The organism is Kitasatospora mediocidica KCTC 9733 (assembly GCF_000744225.1).
GTDB lineage: Bacteria > Actinomycetota > Actinomycetes > Streptomycetales > Streptomycetaceae > Kitasatospora > Kitasatospora mediocidica.
Genome location: NZ_JQLN01000005.1, coordinates 2,092,742 through 2,110,560, shown reverse-complemented (window position 1 = coordinate 2,110,560; position 17,819 = coordinate 2,092,742). Strand labels below are relative to the sequence as shown.

The 17,819-nt window shown below is 72.3% G+C and carries 19 protein-coding genes; 15 read left to right on the top strand and 4 right to left on the bottom strand.

What is annotated here, in order from left to right; all coding sequences use genetic code 11:
• Nucleotides 1-17 precede the first annotated feature (17 nt).
• From BS80_RS23395 to BS80_RS23375, 5 genes are all read left to right on the top strand, one after another.
• On the top strand, nt 18-1,958 hold the full coding sequence (locus BS80_RS23395) for an FAD/NAD(P)-binding protein (protein ID WP_198045588.1): 1,941 nt from the start codon (nt 18-20) through the stop codon (nt 1,956-1,958).
• Between the two features lie 50 nt (nt 1,959-2,008).
• Nucleotides 2,009-3,028 (top strand): methyltransferase, encoded by a 1,020-nt coding sequence (locus BS80_RS23390; RefSeq protein ID WP_035800304.1) that lies wholly within the window; start codon nt 2,009-2,011, stop codon nt 3,026-3,028.
• A gap of 37 nt (nt 3,029-3,065) precedes the next feature.
• Complete coding sequence (gene metK / locus BS80_RS23385; protein ID WP_035800302.1) at nt 3,066-4,259, top strand: methionine adenosyltransferase; 1,194 nt, start codon at nt 3,066-3,068, stop codon at nt 4,257-4,259.
• Nucleotides 4,260-4,312: 53 nt separating this feature from the next.
• Nucleotides 4,313-5,296, top strand: coding sequence for a carbohydrate kinase family protein (locus tag BS80_RS23380; RefSeq protein ID WP_035800300.1), 984 nt, complete (start codon nt 4,313-4,315; stop codon nt 5,294-5,296).
• Between the two features lie 254 nt (nt 5,297-5,550).
• Complete coding sequence (locus tag BS80_RS23375) at nt 5,551-5,805, top strand: hypothetical protein (RefSeq protein WP_035800299.1); 255 nt, start codon at nt 5,551-5,553, stop codon at nt 5,803-5,805.
• On the opposite strand, the gene BS80_RS38005 is transcribed toward BS80_RS23375, so the two are convergent.
• Entirely contained in the window at nt 5,766-6,242 is a 477-nt protein-coding gene (locus BS80_RS38005) for a hypothetical protein (protein ID WP_051966953.1), read from the bottom strand. The two genes, BS80_RS23375 and BS80_RS38005, sit on opposite strands and share 40 nt — an antisense overlap.
• A 152-nt stretch (nt 6,243-6,394) precedes the next feature.
• The gene (locus BS80_RS23360; protein ID WP_051966952.1) at nt 6,395-7,423 is read right to left on the bottom strand and encodes a helix-turn-helix domain-containing protein; all 1,029 of its coding nucleotides are present in this window, start codon (nt 7,421-7,423) and stop codon (nt 6,395-6,397) included.
• A 262-nt stretch (nt 7,424-7,685) separates the two neighbouring features.
• Here BS80_RS23360 and BS80_RS41020 point away from each other — a divergent pair, with 262 nt between their 5' ends.
• The 10 genes from BS80_RS41020 to BS80_RS23325 all read left to right on the top strand — a co-directional run bounded on the left by BS80_RS41020 (nt 7,686) and on the right by BS80_RS23325 (nt 15,044).
• Nucleotides 7,686-7,832 carry a hypothetical protein gene (locus BS80_RS41020; RefSeq protein WP_157536527.1) on the top strand — a complete coding sequence of 49 codons (147 nt, stop codon included), beginning with the start codon at nt 7,686-7,688 and terminating at the stop codon, nt 7,830-7,832.
• Nucleotides 7,833-7,885: 53 nt separating this feature from the next.
• Nucleotides 7,886-8,032 carry a hypothetical protein gene (locus tag BS80_RS41015; protein WP_157536527.1) on the top strand — a complete coding sequence of 49 codons (147 nt, stop codon included), beginning with the start codon at nt 7,886-7,888 and terminating at the stop codon, nt 8,030-8,032.
• Between the two features lie 111 nt (nt 8,033-8,143).
• Nucleotides 8,144-8,878, top strand: coding sequence for a hypothetical protein (locus tag BS80_RS23355; protein WP_157536526.1), 735 nt, complete (start codon nt 8,144-8,146; stop codon nt 8,876-8,878).
• Between the two features lie 43 nt (nt 8,879-8,921).
• The gene (locus BS80_RS23350; protein ID WP_035800293.1) at nt 8,922-9,671 is read left to right on the top strand and encodes a hypothetical protein; all 750 of its coding nucleotides are present in this window, start codon (nt 8,922-8,924) and stop codon (nt 9,669-9,671) included.
• The gene (locus tag BS80_RS38000) at nt 9,668-10,942 is read left to right on the top strand and encodes an MFS transporter (protein ID WP_051966950.1); all 1,275 of its coding nucleotides are present in this window, start codon (nt 9,668-9,670) and stop codon (nt 10,940-10,942) included. The genes BS80_RS23350 and BS80_RS38000 overlap by 4 nt, the downstream gene beginning before the upstream one ends.
• Nucleotides 10,939-12,066, top strand: coding sequence for an insulinase family protein (locus BS80_RS23340; protein WP_157536524.1), 1,128 nt, complete (start codon nt 10,939-10,941; stop codon nt 12,064-12,066). The genes BS80_RS38000 and BS80_RS23340 overlap by 4 nt, the downstream gene beginning before the upstream one ends.
• Nucleotides 12,063-13,169 (top strand): peptidase M16 family protein, encoded by a 1,107-nt coding sequence (locus BS80_RS23335; protein WP_035800291.1) that lies wholly within the window; start codon nt 12,063-12,065, stop codon nt 13,167-13,169. Before BS80_RS23340 ends, BS80_RS23335 begins: the two co-directional genes overlap by 4 nt.
• A gap of 109 nt (nt 13,170-13,278) precedes the next feature.
• Nucleotides 13,279-13,437 (top strand): hypothetical protein, encoded by a 159-nt coding sequence (locus tag BS80_RS41010; RefSeq protein ID WP_157536522.1) that lies wholly within the window; start codon nt 13,279-13,281, stop codon nt 13,435-13,437.
• A gap of 44 nt (nt 13,438-13,481) precedes the next feature.
• Nucleotides 13,482-14,672, top strand: a complete 1,191-nt coding sequence (locus tag BS80_RS23330) for a JmjC domain-containing protein (protein WP_035800290.1) — start codon at nt 13,482-13,484, stop codon at nt 14,670-14,672.
• 153 nt (nt 14,673-14,825) lie between these two features.
• Nucleotides 14,826-15,044 carry a response regulator transcription factor gene (locus BS80_RS23325; RefSeq protein ID WP_035800288.1) on the top strand — a complete coding sequence of 73 codons (219 nt, stop codon included), beginning with the start codon at nt 14,826-14,828 and terminating at the stop codon, nt 15,042-15,044.
• 27 nt (nt 15,045-15,071) lie between these two features.
• Here the strand turns inward: BS80_RS23325 and BS80_RS23320 are convergent, their stop codons facing one another.
• Both BS80_RS23320 and BS80_RS37995 read right to left on the bottom strand, forming a co-directional pair.
• Entirely contained in the window at nt 15,072-15,779 is a 708-nt protein-coding gene (locus BS80_RS23320; RefSeq protein ID WP_198045587.1) for a heavy metal-binding domain-containing protein, read from the bottom strand.
• Nucleotides 15,780-16,008: 229 nt separating this feature from the next.
• Nucleotides 16,009-17,730: an RICIN domain-containing protein gene (locus tag BS80_RS37995; RefSeq protein WP_232246585.1), complete on the bottom strand. Its 1,722-nt coding sequence runs from the start codon at nt 17,728-17,730 to the stop codon at nt 16,009-16,011.
• Between the last annotated feature and the right edge of the window lie 89 nt (nt 17,731-17,819).

The window sequence follows — 17,819 nt, the reverse complement described above, 5'->3', positions numbered from 1 at the left end:
AAGGAAAGGACGCACCAGTGGCAGTCGGTCAGCCGGTCATCCGTGTCGGCATCGTGGGCGCGGGGCCGCGCGGCGTCGTGGCGCTCGAACGCCTCTGCGTCAACGCCCCGCTCCTCGCACCGGGGGTCCCGGTCGAGGTCCACCTGATCGACCCCTTCCCGGCCGGCGGCGGCCGGGTCTGGAAGGAGGAGCAGAACCGCTCGCTCCTGATGAACACCGTGGCCTCCGACGTCACGGTCTTCACCGACGAGTCGGTCCCCTGCGAGGGCCCGATCGTCACCGGGCCGACCCAGTACCAGTGGGCCCGGATGGTGACCGAGGGCCACGTCGAGGGCGTCAGCGACGCGGCCCGTGCGGAGGCCGCCGGAATGCTGCCGTGGTCCTACGGCAGCCGGGCGTTCAACGGCGCCTACCTCGGCTGGGCGCTGGACCACATCATTGCCAACGCGCCGTCCGAGATCACCGTCCGGTTCCACCGCACCCGCGCGGTGGCCCTGGAGGACCTGGAGGACGGCACCCAGCGGCTGCGGCTGGAGAACGGCGACGAGCCGCTGACGGTCGACTCCGTGGTCCTGGCCCAGGGGCACTTCGACGTCGCTCCCACCAAGGGGCAGCAGGAGTTCGAGCGGTTCGCCGCCGAGCACGGGCTGACCTACCAGGCACCCGCCAGTCCGGCCGAGACCGACCTCTCCGCGTTCCGCGCGGGCGAGCCGGTGGCCGTCCGCGGCCTGGGCCTGAGCTTCTTCGACTACGTGACGCTGCTGACCCAGGAGCGCGGCGGCCGCTTCGAGCGGGACGAGGACGGCGCGCTGCGCTACCTCCCCTCGGGCCGGGAGCCGATCCTGTACGCGGGGTCGGGACGCGGACTGCCGTACACCGCGCGCGCCGAGGTGCACCTGGAGATCGTCCCGCGCTACGTGCCGCGCTTCCTGACCGCCGACGTGATCGCCGTGCTGCGGCGCGACGCCGGGCGCGGCGAGACCGACTTCAAGCGTGACCTGTGGCCGTACGTCGCCAAGGAGGTCGGCTTCGTCTACTACCGCAGCCTGCTGAGCGGGGCGACGGAGGCCGAGCGCGAGGAGTTCCTGACGGCGTACTGCGCCCTGGAGTGGGACAGCCCGGAGATGACCGCCCTGATAGCCGGGCGGTTCCCCGACAGCTCGACGCACTGGAGCTGGGAGAAGATCGACCGGCCCAACCTCGACCGGCGGTTCGCCGACCGCGCCGAGTACCAGGAGTGGGTGGCCGACCGGCTGCGCTGGGACATGGAGCAGTCCCAGGTCGGCCCCGCCGGGAGCCCGTTCAAGGCGACCGCGGCGATCATGCGCGACCTGCGCGACGAGATCCGGCAGGTGGTCTCCCACCAGGGGATCCGGGGCACCTCCTACCGCGACCACGTCGACCGCTGGTTCAGCGGCCTCAACAACTTCCTCGCCAGCGGCCCGCCGGCCTCCCGGGTCGAGGAGCTCGAAGCCCTCGTCACCGCCGGGGTGGTCCGGATGGTCGGCCCGCGGATGCGGGTCGAGGCGGACGCGGCGACCGGCCGGTTCCTGGTCTCCTCCGGCGACGTCGACGAAGCACCGCTGGTGGTCGACTCGCTGATCGAGGCGCACCTCGCGCTCACCGACATCCGGCGGGCCACCGACCCCCTGCTGAGCGGGCTGCTGGCGGCCGGCGGCTGCCGTCCGCACACCATCCCGAACGCCGACGGCCCCGGCTACGAGACCGGCGGCATCGACGTCGCCGAGACCAGCTTCCGGCTGCTGGACGCCTCCGGCACCGCCCACCGCGGCCGCTTCTCCTACGGCCCGCCGGTGGAGTCAGTCCAGTGGGTCACCGCCATCGGCGCCCGCCCGCACGTGGGCTCCCGCACGCTGATCCAGGGCGACGCCATCGCCCGCGGCTGCCTGCGCACCGGCGTGGAGAACCTGCACCGGCGCACTCTCGCGCTGGCCTGAAGTCCTACCCCTTCCCCGACACCCGGCCCTTCTCCAAGGAGACAGCAGTAATGAGCGAGACCGCCCCCGCACGCCGGGTTCTGGACCTGATGACCGGCTACTGGGCCTCTCAGGCCGTCTACGTCGCCGCCAAGCTCGAGCTCGCCGACCACCTGGCGACCGGCCCGCTGACCTCCACCGACCTGGCCGGCCGCACCGGCACCGACGAGCCGTCGCTGGCCCGCCTGCTGCGCTTCCTCTCCGAGCTCGGCATCGTCACCGCCGACGCCGACGGCGCCTACCGCACCACCGAGGCCGGCGCCGAGCTGCGCACCCAGGAGCACGGCTCGATGCGCGACCTCGCCCTGCTCTACGGCGAGGAGTTCTACGCGGGCTGGGGCAACCTGCTGCACACCGTGCGGACCGGGCAGAACGGCTTCGAGGCCCTGCACGGCGCGGCCATGTACCCGTACTTCGCCCAGTCCCCCGAGCTGACCGCCAAGTTCGACCGCGCGATGGCCGCCAGCTCCGCCTTCTTCGAGCCGATCCCCTCGCTGCACGACTTCAGCCGGGCCCGCACCGTGGTGGACATCGCGGGCGGCAACGGCGCCCTGCTCGCCACCGTGCTGCGCGCCCAGCCCGACGCCCGCGGCATCCTCTTCGACGCCCAGCACGTGGTGGAGGCGGCCCGCACCGAGCTCGCGACCACGAGCGTCGGCGACCGCGTCGACTACGCCTGGGGCGACTACTACGACAAGGTCCCGGCGGGCGGCGACGTCTACCTGCTGTCCCGGGTGCTGCACGGCCGCGACGACGACAAGTGCGTGGACGTGCTGGCGCGCATCCGCGAGGCCATGCCGGAGGACGGCGCGCTGCTGATCGTCGAGCGGGTCATCCCCGACGACGGCTCGGCCTCGCTGGCCGCCTGGTTCGACGTCCACATGCTGACCATCGCCGGCGGCACCGAGCGCACCACCTCGCAGTACCGCGACCTGCTGGAGCGGGCCGGCTTCGACCTCACCGCCGTGCACGGGCTCCCGCTGGACACCCAGCTCCTCGTCGCGCAGCCGCAGTCGCGCAAGGCCAACTGACCACCGTCCCGTCGCAGCCAAGTCGCCAGGAGAACCGATGTCCCGCCGCCTGTTCACCTCGGAGTCCGTCACCGAGGGTCACCCCGACAAGATCGCCGACCAGATCAGCGACACCATCCTCGACGCCCTGCTGAGCGAGGACCCCACCTCGCGGGTCGCCGTGGAGACGCTGATCACCACCGGCCTCGTGCACATCGCCGGCGAGGTGACGACGAAGGCCTACGCGCCGATCGCACAGCTCGTCCGGCAGAAGATCCTGGAGATCGGCTACGACAGCTCCAAGAAGGGCTTCGACGGCGCCTCCTGCGGCGTCTCGGTGTCCATCGGCGCGCAGTCGCCCGACATCGCGCAGGGCGTCGACACCGCGTACGAGTCGCGTGTCGAGGGTGACGACGACCTGCTGGACCGTCAGGGCGCCGGCGACCAGGGCCTGATGTTCGGCTACGCCAGCGACGAGACCCCCGAGCTGATGCCGCTGCCGATCACGCTGGCGCACCGGCTCTCCCGCCGGCTCTCCGAGGTGCGCAAGAACGGGACCATCCCCTACCTGCGGCCCGACGGCAAGACCCAGGTCACCATCGAGTACGACGGCGACAAGGCGGTCCGGCTGGACACCGTCGTGGTCTCCTCGCAGCACGCCAGCGACATCGACCTCGACTCCCTGCTGACCCCCGACATCCGCCAGTTCGTCGTGGAGCCGGAGCTCGCGGACCTGGCGATCGACACCTCCGACTACCGGCTGCTGGTCAACCCGACCGGACGTTTCGAGGTCGGCGGCCCGATGGGCGACGCCGGTCTGACCGGTCGCAAGATCATCATCGACACCTACGGCGGCATGGCCCGGCACGGCGGCGGCGCCTTCTCCGGCAAGGACCCGTCCAAGGTCGACCGCTCGGCCGCCTACGCGATGCGCTGGGTCGCCAAGAACATCGTCGCCGCGGGCCTCGCCCACCGCGCCGAGGTCCAGGTCGCGTACGCGATCGGCAAGGCCGAGCCGGTGGGCCTGTTCGTGGAGACCTTCGGCACCGAGAGCGTCCCCGTCCTGGACATCCAGAAGGCCGTCACCGAGGTCTTCGACCTTCGCCCGGCCGCGATCATCCGCGACCTGGACCTGCTGCGGCCGATCTATGCCAAGACCGCCGCCTACGGCCACTTCGGGCGTGAGGACGCGGACTTCACCTGGGAGCGCACCGACCGCGCCGAGCAGCTGAAGAAGGCCGCCGGTCTCTGATCCGCCCCCTGCCCCGCCCCCGCCCCGCCCCGCAGCCGAACAGGAGCGAACGCGTGCGCATCGCGGTCACCGGATCCATCGCCACCGATCATCTGATGAACTTCCCCGGGCGCTTCACCGACCAGCTGCTCACGGACCAGCTGGACAAGGTCTCGCTCTCCTTCCTGGTCGACGACCTGGAGGTCCGCCGCGGCGGCGTGGCGGCCAACATCGCCTTCGGCCTCGGCAGCCTCGGCCTGAACCCGCTGCTCGTCGGAGCCGTGGGCAACGACTTCGCCGAGTACCGGAGTTGGCTCGACGCGCACGGCGTCAACACCGACGAGGTGCACGTCTCCGCGCTGCGGCAGACCGCCCGGTTCATGTGCACCACCGACGAGGACATGAACCAGATCGCCTCCTTCTACACCGGGGCGATGTCGGAGGCGCGCGAGATCAGCCTCCACCAGGTGGTCGAGCACGCGGGAGCACTCGACCTGGTCCTCGTCTCACCGAACGACCCCGCCGCGATGCTGCGGCACACCGCGGACTGCCGCGAGCTGGGCGTCCCGTTCGCCGCCGACCCGTCCCAGCAACTCGCCCGCCTCGACAAGGCGGAGGTGCGCGACCTGGTGGAGGGGGCCGACTGGCTGTTCACCAACGCGTACGAGTCGGCCCTGCTGCTGGAGCGGGCCGACTGGGAACGCGCCGACGTGCTGGCCCGGGTCGGGGCCTGGGTCACCACCCTCGGTGCGGACGGCGTCCGCATCGAACTCCGCGACCAGGACCCGTTGCGGATCCCGGCCGTCCCCACCGAGGCCGTCGCCGAACCCACCGGCGTCGGCGACGCCTTCCGGGCCGGCTTCCTCGCCGGCATCAGCCACCGGCTCCCCGCACAGGACGCCGCCCGGCTCGGCTGCGTCCTGGCCACCGAGGCCCTGGAGACCGTGGGCCCCCAGGAGTACACCCTCACCCCGGCCGGCCTGCTCGCGCGCCTCGAAGCCGGCTACGGCGCCGAGGCCGCCCGCGGCATCGCGCCGGTCCTGCAGCCGCTGAGCTGACACCCCGCTCCGGTCCCGCACCGCGCCGGCGGTGCGGGACCGGAGCCATGTCCGGGTCCGGGTGGACTCGCCGGATGCGTTGGTCTATACCGGGACGTCCGGATTGTCACCCCTTCATTTTGCGGTCACGCACCATGGTGAGGGGCTTTCTCCCAGCGGATCACGCCGGACTGGGCCATGGTTGGCCGTAACACCACACACCGGTGCACGGCCTGCCGGCAACACAGGCCGAGCCACTACTTCGCGGGGGAACCATGCTGAAGCGCCTTGCCCTGACCGTCCTCGTCGCCGCCGCGGCCACGCTGACCGTCCAGCCGCTCGCCTACGCCGCGACCGGCGGCACCGGCACCGGCACCGGTACCGGCGCCGTCGTCGACTGCACGCCGGGGGGCGGCAGCAAGCTCATGGCCGTCCGCCAGGACGTCACCGACTCGGTGGCCGGCCTGACGACCAACGGTCCGAGCGGCGGTCAGGCCGGCGTCTGCGGCGACACCTCGTGGGGCGGCTGATCCGCGCTGTCGAGCAGCGTGGCGATAAACCGCGCGTCCGGCGTCAGCTCGGCCCGGTAGGCCCAGCGAGGCGGTATGTAGAGCACTTCACCGGACCTGAGCCGGTACCGGAAGGACTCGGCGGCCTCGCCGTGGCCGCGACGCAGGTGCCACACTCCGGCGCCCGACGTCTGGTGGATCACCAGATGTGCGGGCGCCGCCTGCTGTCCGTCGCCGGTGAGCCCGATGCCGGTTCGGGCCGGCAGGCCCGTCCACCGGCCGAGATCGGCGGCCAGCCGGGCCGCACCGTCCGGCGGGGACGCGGCGGCCAGTGCGGGGTGGTCGTGTTCGGGCCAGAGCACGCCCGGCCCCCGGTCGAGGTGGACCGAGAGGAAGAGCGCCAGCTCCTGGAGGTGGAGCGAGTCCGGGTCGTCCATCGAGAACGCCGCGCGCCACATGTCCGTCCCCCTCTCCTCGCCACCGGGTCAGGGCAAGCATGCCGGTGGCCCGCGCACCCCACCAGTCACGCGAGTCCGCTCCCGTACTCGCGGGACGCGGACGCAGCGGCAGCGGGCGGACGGGCGGCGGGCGGGCGGGCGGGCTGGGAGCCCTACGGCGCGATCGGCACATCCGGGTCGAGCAACCCGCGCACGGCCGCCTGGGCGCCCGCCTGGAAGCGGCTCGCGGCCCCCAACTCCTCCATGATGTCGGCGATATGGCGCCGGGCGGTGCGCAGCGACATGCCCAGCCGCCGGGCGATGGCCTCGTCCTTGTGGCCCGCCGCGAGCAGCCGCAGGATCGTCTCGTGGATCTCCCGGGAGACCTCCTCAAGACCCTGGGTGGCCGCGTCCACGAACGGGGTGGCCCGGTCCCAGGTCTGCTCGAAGATCTCGCACAGATAGCCGACCGTGGACGGCTCGCGGATCACGATGGCCCCCCAACTCCCGTCCTGCACAGGGATGAAGGCGAGCTCCCGGTCGAAGACGATGAGCCGCCCGAACAGCTCGTGCGCGGTGCGGTACTGGCCGCCCAGCGCCGAGGCCGCGGCGACGTAGACCTGGCTCGGCCCGTTGAACCGGGCCGTGTGGTGGTAGAGCGTGCGGAGCTGGATCCCCCGCTCCAGCATGGCCTGATCCCGGATCAGCGCCTCCTGCATCGCCTCCGGGACGCGCGACCCACCACCGGGCTGGCTGCTGAGCACCTCGCGTCGGCAGCGGTCGGAGGCCTGGTTGAGCGTGCCGCGCACGTCCTGCACGTTCTCCAGCAGCTCCATCGTGCCGGCCGGCGAGTGGCTGCGGTGGTAGCTGGCGGAGAAGCGGTCGAGCTCGCGGCGGATCTCCGCGAGCCTGCCCTGCTGCTCGCGGATCTCGGCCTCCACCGGCGCGGCGAGCTGCGCGGTCGCGGTCTCGGGTGCCACTGCGAAGACCACCCGGGGGTCGTCCGGGACCGCGTGCAGCAGGCGGGCCGCCAGCAGCCGCTCCACGCTGCGCGCGGCCTCCTCCTGGTCCACCCCGGTGGCGGCGGCGATGGCGGCGGCGTCGGCGGTGCGATGTTCGAGCACCCAGCTGTAGACGGTCAGGTCGGCGTCGACCAGCCCGCGCGCCGCCTCGAACCCGCCGCTGTTCCCTGGTGCTTCCACGCTGCCCTCCTTGTGCGGCGCCAGGCCTCTGGACCGCTGTTCCTGCAGGTGAGGCTACTTGACGGCCCTCGAAATCAGCCGCCACTCAGGGGAAGTCCGGCGCCCGTTGCGGCGGGTCCCGCATTCGCGGTACCGCACACGCTGTCCCGAAATGACGGGGCTACTCACCGATTCGAGCGCAGGCGAAGCTAGTTGATGTCAGAAGCGGTCACCGCAGGAAATGCGGAGACCGCAACCCCGTTATCCGGAAAGGGACACCGCCATGAGCGACATCACCACCAACGAGCTGCTGCGCGTCGAGACCATCGTCGAGAACCTCCGCGCCATCGACGCCACCGAGACCGGCCAGGAGGCCCTGGCCATGACCCAGGCCATGTCCAGCGCCGGCGAGCACGGCGAGCTCGGCTGATCACGCACCACCCGCACCGCCCCGCACCCACCATCACAGGTAAGGACACCACCATGAGCGACATCACCACCAACGAGCTGCTGCGCGTCGAGACCATCGTCGAGAACCTCCGCGCCATCGACGCCACCGAGACCGGCCAGGAGGCCCTGGCCATGACCCAGGCCATGTCCAGCGCCGGCGAGCACGGCGAGCTCGGCTGACACCGACTCGTCGGCGAGCGCGGCGAGTATTCCCAGCCGTGTACGTGCCGGGACCAGCATCGTGATGCCGGTCCCGGCACGGCCGTCTTTCTGCCAGTGAAGGGTTATTCCATGGGGCTCACCGATATGGACCATCCGCTGCTCGCGCGCTATGCGGAAATCCGTGCCGAAGCCGCCGAACAGTACGGCCCTGATTCACAGGCGGTGGTCTTCCTGCTCTATGAGGAACTGCTGTCGGTGCGCGCGGTGCTCGTCCAGGACCGCTCCGCGAACACCCTCGGCCGACGGGTGCGGGAGCTGGCCACCGGCATCCAGCAGCGCTACGAGACCAGCGGCATGGTCGACTCGGGCCGCGACCACTGGCTGCTCAGCCAGAATCCGGTCCTCATCGAGTACGACCGCGAGGTCTTCGAACGCCGGTACCGCGCCGCACTCGACGCCTGCGGCGTCTCCGCCCTGCACCTCACCACCGCCACCGACGCCTTCACCCACCTGCGGCCCGGGTGCACCCACATCTACGTGGTGGACGACGAATCCCGGCTGCTGGTCTGGCCGGAGCCCTTCTCGCTGGCCGAGATGGTGTTCGGGCGCGCCCCCGACCAACGCCTCCAGGGCACCCGGGTGGTGCACCCGATGCTGGTGCCCGACCGCCTACGGGTACGCGCCGCCGGTGAGTTGGTCGTGCTGGGCGGGCCGGCCGACTGCATGGTCGTGGCCAACATGAAGTCCGGGCACTTCAGGCCCCCGCCCGCCTGCGCCGACGTGCTGCGCGAGGTGCTGCGCGAGGTGTTCGCGGTGAGCGACGAGGACATCGACATCTTCACCGTCCCGCAGCCGCAGCTCTGAACCCCCGCCCTGACGCGGCCCCACCATGCTTGGAGAAGCGACCATGACCAACACGATCCCACCGACCGGGCCCGCCCCGGGCGGTCTCTCGACCGTCGGGGTCGAGCACGAGTGCAAGTGGGAACTCGCCGGCGACGAACTCCACGAGGCCGACGGCCTGGACCGCTTCTTCGAGGGCAGCGTCCTCTCCACCGCGCTGACCCCGCTACGGCGCCCCCTCACCTTCGTCTCCTCGACCGTCTACATCGACGACGCGGCGCGTTCGCTGACCCGGGCCGGCCACACCCTCGGCGTGGTCGTCAACGTCGCCAGCGCCTCGCACGTCTGCTGGCTGACACTGAAGCAGGCCGTCCGCCGGCACGCCTGGCGCGACGGGCTGGAACTCGCCGAGCGGCTCACACCGGCCGAGGTCCCGCAGGCGATCAACGACGAGGCCCGGCTCCCGGTGGGCCACGCCCGCCGCTGCCGGCTCGTGGACGGACCGCTGGCGCCGGTCGCGGTCGCCACCCAGCGGCGGGTCAAGAGCCTGGCCCGCAGCGCGGACGGGGTGGAGGTCGCGTACAGCCTGGACCTCGTCACCTTCCGATCGCCGGACGCGCACTGCCCGCCGATCGGCACCTACAGCTGCGTCGAGGTGGAGGTCAACTCCTCGGCGCCGCACGCGTTGCGCCTGCTGGGCGAGCTGGCCGACAGCATGGACCAGTGGCTGGGCCGCCCCCGGGCCCGCCTCACCAAGGCGCAGCACGCGCTGGCGGCGGTCGAGCGGCACACCCTCATGGAGACGGCCGCATGAGCACCCTCACCACCGCCACCACGACCGCCCCCGGCCCGTCCGCACCGGACCCCGCCGCTCTTCCGCCGCTCGGCCGGATCTTCTGGATGTTCTGGTCCGGCCGGAGCCTGTCGACGCTCGGCGGCTACCTGCAGTTCCTCGCCCTGCCGCTGTGGGTGCAGCAGACCACCGGGTCGGCGCTCGCCGGCGTCCTGGCGTTCGTCGTGTTCCACCTGCCCAAGATGCTGCTGTCGCCGTTCGCCGGGCTGATCGCGGACCGGTACGACCGGCGCCGGGTGGCCATCATCACCGACCTGGCCGCCGCGCTGGTCACCGTGGGCATGGCCGTGGCCGCCGGCGCGCACGACGTGCCGCTGCTGCTCGTCCTGCTCGGCCTGCTGCAGGTGCTGGCCGTCGTCCGGGTGCCGGCGCTCTCGTGCATCCTGCCGGACGCGATTCCGGCCGGCCGCCTGACGACCGCCAACTCGCTGCTGGACGCGACCAGCGGCGCCGCCATGACGCTCGGTCCGCTCCTGGGCACCGCGCTCCTCGCCTCCGTCGGCATCGGGTGGGTGCTGTTGCTCAACGGTGCGACGTTCGTCGTCGCGGCGCTGTGCATGCTGCCGCTCGCTCCCTCCCCCGCCGGGGCGCTCACCACGCAGACCGGGATCGCCGCGCTGGCCTCCGGCGTGCGGGCCCTGGTCGGCGACCCGGTGCTGCGCTACGCGGTCGCGGCGGAGAGCACCATCTACCTCTTCGTCGGCGCCGTCACCGAGCAACTCGCCATCTGCCTGGGGCAGACCGGCTCGGACGGGGCCGTCGGCGCGTTCGGCGTCGGCACCGGAATCGGCTGGATCGCGGTGACCCTGGCGCTGGCCCGCTCCCGGAGCTTCACCTCGATGCCCCGACTGCTGCTGTGGGGGACGCTGGCCGCCGCGCCCGTCAGCATCTGCGCCGTCCTGCTCGTCCAGGTCGGGGCCTGGCTGCCCGCGGCCGCCGCGGCCGGACTGATCGTCAGCGTGCACCAGTTCCTCTACAGCATCGGCCCGGTGCAACTGTGCCAGCAGCGTGCCGAGAACAGCTTCCGGGGCCGGGTGATGGCGATGCGCCGCATGGCGACCTCGACCAGCCAGCTGGTGTCGCTGGCCGGCGGAGCCCTGTTCGCCGAAGTCTTCGGCATGGCCTCGGTGGTGCTGGTCTCCGGCATCCTCGCCACAGCCCTGGCGGTGCCCCTGGCCCGGATGGCACAGCGCGCCGAATCCGCCTCCGCCACGCCCGGGGTCGCCCAGTGAGCGCCGCGCCACGACGACCCGGACAGGCCGTCGTGATCGACCTGCTGCGCGGCTCCGACGACGACCCCGCCGGCCGGCAGGGCCTGGCCGCGCTGGTCGCCCGGATGCTCGCGAGCCCCGCCCGCGACGGCGCCGCCCGGACCGCCGCCGACAACGGCTGGCGCACGCGCCACCAACTGGAGTCGCACCGCTCGTCGTTCGCCTTCTGGTCGGCCGACGAGGACATCCGGGAGGCCGTCACCGCGCTGGCCGCCGGCGGCAGCGTCTGGACCCGCGCGGACGAAGCGCTGCTGGCGCAGGCCCGCGCCGGGCAACTCGCCCTCGCGGCCCAGCGCGCCGGGAACATCTTCGTCCAACTCGGCCAGGCCTCGCAGCAGGCCGCCTGGGGCTGGTCGGAACCCGCGGCGCTGGGCGATCGCGCGAGCATCGAGGGCATCCCGGCCGACGAGGTCTTCGAGGAGATGGCCCGGGTGACGCACGAGCTGGAGGTGCACGGCCCGGAGCCGACCGAGTCCGCGCAGAGCGCCCGGTCGACCGGGCCGGGCCACGACCGCCCCTGGCAGGGCGGCTTCGCCCATGTCCGCACCGAGACGGACGCCACCCGGGTGTCCGTCCGGGTCCCGTGCGCGGACCCGCCGACCGGGGCGCTGGAGGTGCTCGTCGAGGTCCTGGGCACCGGCCCGGAGGGTCGTCTGCACCGGGCGTTGCGCGGGGAACGAGGCCTGGCCTACGGCTTCTCCGCCGGGCTCTGGTCCCAGGACGGCCAAGCCAGCCTCGCCGCCACCGCCTCCGTCCGCCCCGAGGACGTCGCCACCGTCGCGCCGGTCCTCCTCGCGGCCCTGCGTGACGTGCTGGCCGGGCCGGTCGGCCGGGACGAGTTCGCGGCAGCGGCCCGACGCTGCCGAGCCCGGCTGCTCACCTCGCTCGACGACCCGTTCGCGGCCGTCGACGAACAGCGCCGGGCGACCCTGGGGAGGCCGCTGATCGGCGACCTCGCAGCGGCGCTGGAGCTCCTGGAGCCCCCGGACGGCCTCGACGCCGCGCCGGGACGCCCCGCGGTTGCCGTGGTCGGCCCCGACCGGGCCGGTCACGCACTCGCGGAGACGACGAGGAGTTGGACATGACGCCACCGGTCACCATCGTCGAGGAGCGGGTGGGCGGCCTGCTCGTCCGTCTCGTCGCACTGCCCTGGGCCCGGTCGGTGGGCGGCTGCCTCGCCGTGGACTGCGGCTCCCGGGACGACGGCACGGCCCCGGCCTCCACCGCCCACCTCGCCGAGCACGTCAGGGTCGCGGCCGGCGCGGCGGGCGGCCGCAGGGCCGGGCCCGTCTTCGCCCAGACCGACGTCGCCCGGACGTACTTCCGGGCCACCGCCGCTCCCGAGGACGCCACCGAGATGGCCCGCGGCCTGCTGGACATCCTCGGCGACGCCTCGGTGGACGAACGCGCGCTGGAGGCCGAGCGGGCCGCCGTCGAGCTGGAGACCGCGCGGATGGACGCCGGTCCCCTGCTGCGCGCCGGCGGCCTGTTCGCGGCGGCGGCCGCGGACGAACCCGGGATGGACGCGGTGGCCCGCACCACCCGCGCCGACATCCACGAGGTCACCCACCAGCAGGTCGCCGACCTGGTCGCCTGGGGCTACCGCGCGCCGAACAGCGTCCTCGCACTGGCCGGACCACCGCACGCCCTCGCCGCCGTCCCCCGGGCGTTGGCCGACCGCCTCACCGCCGGCCCACCCGCCGCCGCGCCGGCGGACCGGCCGCTGGTCTGCCACCCGCCGATGCGCCTGCCGGCCCTCGACGGCATCCTGGCCGTCACCCTCACCCGCCCGCGCGCGAACGAAGACCCGCTGCACCGCGCCCTGTTGAGCGACCGCGGGCCGTTGGTCGCGGCCGGAGCCGACTGCGGCGTCGGCCTGCTGGGCCGGACGACCGTCGACAACGCCACCCAGGCGGTGGACGTCCTGTGCTGGCGGCCCGCCGCGGCGCTGGAGCGGTTGAGCGACCGGCTGCGGGCCGTCTGCGCCGACCCGGTCCGGTTCAGCGGCCCCGAGTTGGTGGCCCGGGTGACGCGCGCGGCCCGCCAGCAGGAGGCGTTCGCCACCTTCACCCCGATGGCACGCGCCCTCTCGGCCGCCCTCGCCACCGCTCCCGACCCCTCCGCCTCCTCCCCCGGCAGGCTCGCCGTGTGGCACGTCGTGGACGGCGTCCCCGTCGCGGTGGGCTGAGGCGTCCCCGCGGTACCGCGGAGCCTGTCCCGAATTGACGTGTCTACCCGCCAACCCGCCTACGGGGGAACCTGGTTGACGTCAGCCGAAGAACCAGAGGAGACACCCCGTGAACGACGTCACCGTGACCGAGCTGCTGCGCCTGGAGAGCATCGTCGAGACCCTGCGCGAGCTCGACGCCAGCGCGGCCGGCCACACCGCCCTGGCGATGACCCAGGCCCTGACCAGCGTCGTCCCCACCGCACCCGCACCGGCCCCGGCGGCCTGATCCGTCGTTGCCCGGCATCGTCAACCCCGAGAGGTACAAAGTCAATGGATCTGCGGTTCGTTCGGGACCTGGAGCAGGCACTGCGCCGACCCGGTCAGCCGACCCTGGGTTCGGAGTTCACCCGGGCGAAGCTGCCCGGGTGGGGCGAACGGCTGCTGACCGCACCCCGGTTGCTGGACCTGCTCACCTACCGGTCGCTGTCCCGACCCGGCCAGGTGCTCTGCCTGCAGAAGGGCGTCTTCCTGCCGCCTCGCGACTACCTGACCTCACGCAACCTGCGGGGTGACGAACTGGAGCTGGTGGACACCCAGCGGCTCGGCCAACTCCTCAGCGAGGGCTGCCAGGTGGTCGTCGGCGGACTGGAGAAGATCGACCCCCGCTTCGACGTGGCCTGCCGGGCGCTGCAGTGGCTGACCGGCGCGAAGGTCTACGCCACCGCCTTCCTCACGACGGGCGACGCCGGCGGGTTCGACCTGCATGTGGACACCTCCGACTCGATCGTCATCCAGGCGGCCGGCACCAAGAGTTGGGAGGTGCGCGGCGAATCGCTCAAGGCCCCGCTGAACGAGGTCCGGCGCGGTGCCCGGCGCAGTGAGGAGGTCCTGTGGCGCGGCACGCTCGGGGTGGGCGAGCTGATGTGCATTCCGCGCGGCTACTGGCACACCGCGACCCGCAGCGACCAGGGCGGCGAGGGCTACTCGCTGCACGTCACCTTCGGCGTGGTCGAGCGCACCGGCATGGACTGGCTGCGCGACCTCACCGAACGGGCCTGCCGGCTGGAGCTGTTCCGCCACGACCTCGCCGCCGGCGTCGACCCGCAGGCGCTCGTCCAGGCCTTCACCGCCCTCGCCGAGCAGCACCCGCCGGCCGAGTTCGCCCGCTCCGGGGCGGGCTTCCTGGACCGCTCGGGCGTCGGCTTCCGGGAGAACCAGCGGGTGATCACCCGAGGCGCCTTCGGCCCGCCCGCCGCCGTGGTCTGCCTGACCGACTTCCCGCCCCGGATCGAGACCACCGACGACACCGTCACCGTGACCTCCGCCGACCTGCGGCTCACCCTCCCCGCCGTGGCGGCCCCGGCCCTGCGGCTGCTGCTCTCCGGCACCCCCGCCGACCTCGCCGAGGTCGCCGCACTGACCCGGATCGACACCTACGCCCTGGCCGGGACCCTGCTGGAGGCCGGGCTGTGCGCGGAGGTCACCGAGGCCCTGGCCGACGGCTACGCCGCCCTCGCCTGATCCCTCCCACTGTCCCTTTTCTCCCGATTTCACCCGCTCTGTTCCCGTGTCGCCTTACTGTCAGGCACGTTGGTGAGGCGTCCACCCCGTCGCGGCCGGGCCGGGACTGGACGAGGCTGTTCCTTGTCCGAACAGAGAGATCAGGAGCTGGACATGCTCGAAACCATCGTTTCCGCACCCGCACTGACCCCCCGGGAGAAGCAGGTCCTCACCCTCCTGGCCGGAGGCGAGACCTACTGGAACATCGGCCGCCAGCTGGGCATCAGCCGCCACACCGTCGACACCCACCTGCGCCGCCTGCGCGACAAGACCGGCACCGCCAACCGCACCCAGCTCGTCGTGCTGGCCCTGCAGCGCGGCTACCTGGCCTGACCCGCCCCGCCCCCGCCCTGCCGCTCGTCACCCACTGAGCGGCAGGGTGAGACCGGGCTTCACCGGCGACACGTCCGGACGGATACGGCTGACAGCCGTCCCCACCGCGACGAACTCGACCGCGTGCTCCCCCCAGTACCGGTGGTCGTCCACCACCGTCCCCACGATCCCGTCGGCACCCAGCTGCTGCCCCTCGTACTGCATCCGTGCCATCGCCAACTCCCGCGCGTCATACAGCGCCTGGGTGAACTGCGGCAGCTCGGCGTTCTGCCCGACCTGCGAGAGCGTCTGCCGCAGCGACTGGTGGGCGACATGGTAGACACAGTTGCCGAGCACCAGCCGGCGCGGCAGCCAGCCGTGCTGCCACAACGTCCAGAAGTCCTGCCCCGAGAGCGGCGTGGTGAACGGCTTGCCGTTCGGCGCCCGGTAGTTCTTCCCGTCGGTCGCCCGGACCGCGGTGCCGACGGCGATGAACTCGATGACATCGCTGAAGAAGTTGTAGTTCATCGGCCGCAGCGAAACCCCGACCACACCGTCCGCCCCGAGCTGCGCCGCCTCGGCCTCCATCCGCCCCATCGCCAACTCACGCACGCTGTACATCGCCTGCGTCTGGGTACCGAGCTCCTGGCTCACCTTCCACCCCGCGCTCTGCAACCCCACGTGATACACACTGCTGCCGAGCACCATCCCGAGCGGCTCGAACCCCGCGTCCCCCAGCAACACGAACTCGTTCACCGACAGATCCGACGTGAAACACGGCCGCCCCTGCCGCGAGGCGTCCAGCCGTCCACGGGCGATATCGGGCACGGCAAGCTGCGGCGGGGTGGTCATGGCGGGGCCTTTCGACGGACGAGTCCTCGGAGGCGGCCGATCCTAGTGGCGGCGCATGACACGCAGAAGGCCCAGGTCAGAGGAGATCTGACCTGGGCCCTGCCGCCGGGAGGGCGATCGACCGGCTACCCGCCTACTTGAGCGGCGTGCCACCCGAGTTGTGGTACGCGATCGTCTTGTTGATCAGGTTTCCGCCGTCGGTCTCGGCCGTCGTCTGTTCCTGCTGCCCCGGGCCGAACAGGAGGGCGGCGACGTGCGCGTTCGCCACCTGGTCCATGTGCGAGAGGAACCAGTCGACCTTGTCGTCCTTGTAGTGGTTGAGGGTGTTGTTCTGCGCCATGTTGCCCACAGGGATCTGCCACAGGACCACCGGCTTGCCCACCGACTCGGCCATCGTCTTGTACCACTCCAGCGCGGCAGCGGCCTTCTGGTCGTTCCAGAAGGTGTCACGGCCGCCGTTCGCCGGCTTCGCGTACCAACCCGCGTCGCGGTCCGACACGTCGGCGACCAGGAAGTCGGCGTTCTTCGCCCCGAGTGCCGCGTAGTCCTTGACGCACCCCTGCATGTTGGTCGACCAGTCCCAGCAGGTGAGATGGAGCCCCGCGCCGGTGTTCGGCGCGTACTTGTGCGCCATCGCGATCATGCACTGGGCCAGGCCGCCGGCGCTGTTCTCCTGCGATCCGCAGTCCGTCGGATTCGCGGCCCTGACCTGTGCGGCGACCTGGTGCGGATCGCCGAGCGAGCGGACGTAGCCCCAGAAGTCGGGCTCGATGTCGATCATGTCCTGCGAGGTGCCGATCTTCTGCAGGAAGAAGCGGTAGTCGTTCAGGTAACGGGTCAACAGGTCCGCCCTGTTGATGGCGACGACCTCGCCCGGACCGTCGCCCTGGCCCGCCATGTCCCCGAGGTCGCGCAACGAGTACCAGGTCCAGAAGTACTTCTGCGGGCGCGGCTTGCCCTGGTAGGTCGCCTGGGCCACATGGTCGTCGCCCCAGGTCACGTAGAAACCGGGCGCCGTGGTGGGACCGCTCCAGCAGCCCCACCAGCTCGACCAGCCGGCCTGGCAGAGCGATGCCGAGTAGTAGTCCGACGAGGGCGCGGGCTGGCTGTGCACGTAGTTGTACCGCACGTCGAACGGCGCGGCGCCCGCCGAGGCGTCGGACATCGAGCCGCCGATGAGCACCGTGCTACTGCCCATGAACCGCGTCGCCGAGGCGCCACCACCACCTCCACCTCCACCGCCACCGGCGGTCGGAGACGGCGCCGACGGCGGGCGGGTACCGCTCGTGGCCTGGCCCGTCGCACCGCTGCCGCCCGGCGTGGCAACCGTGGTGGGCACCGTGGGCGTGCTCGGGGTGGGGGTGGGCGTGCCGGGGGTGGGCGTGCTGCCGGAGCCCGGCGCGCCCCCGGTCCCGTCGGCGCTCCCGACCGGGACGAGCAGCCACTGCTGGTTGGCGCCATTCCAGTCGTGGTACTGGGCGACGCGGCCCCCGTCGGCCTTGGAGCCGCCCTCGACCTCGACGGCCATGCCACTGAAGCGGCTGATCAGACGCAGGTAGCCGTCCGGCGACTTCTTCAGGTGGAACTGCTGGTTGGCGCCGTTCAGGTCCCGCCACTGCACCAGGCCGGAGCCCTCCGACTTCGACCAGTTGTAGTCGTCCAGCACCTTGCCGGAGTTGCGGTTCTGCAGCCGGTAGTTCCCGTCACCCGCGTCGATGAACTTCCACTGCTGGTTGCTCCCGTCGTGACGGCCCCACTGCACCACCGCAGCACCGTCGTTCGTGGCGTAGTTGAGCCCGTCCAGCGCCTCACCACTGTTGCGGTTGACCAGCACGTACCAGGGCTTCGTGTCCACGTTCACGGTTCCCGCCGAGGCCGTGTTGACCACCACCACCGAGCCGCCCACGACAGCAAGGCCGACAGCCGCCCAGAAACCCCGACGCT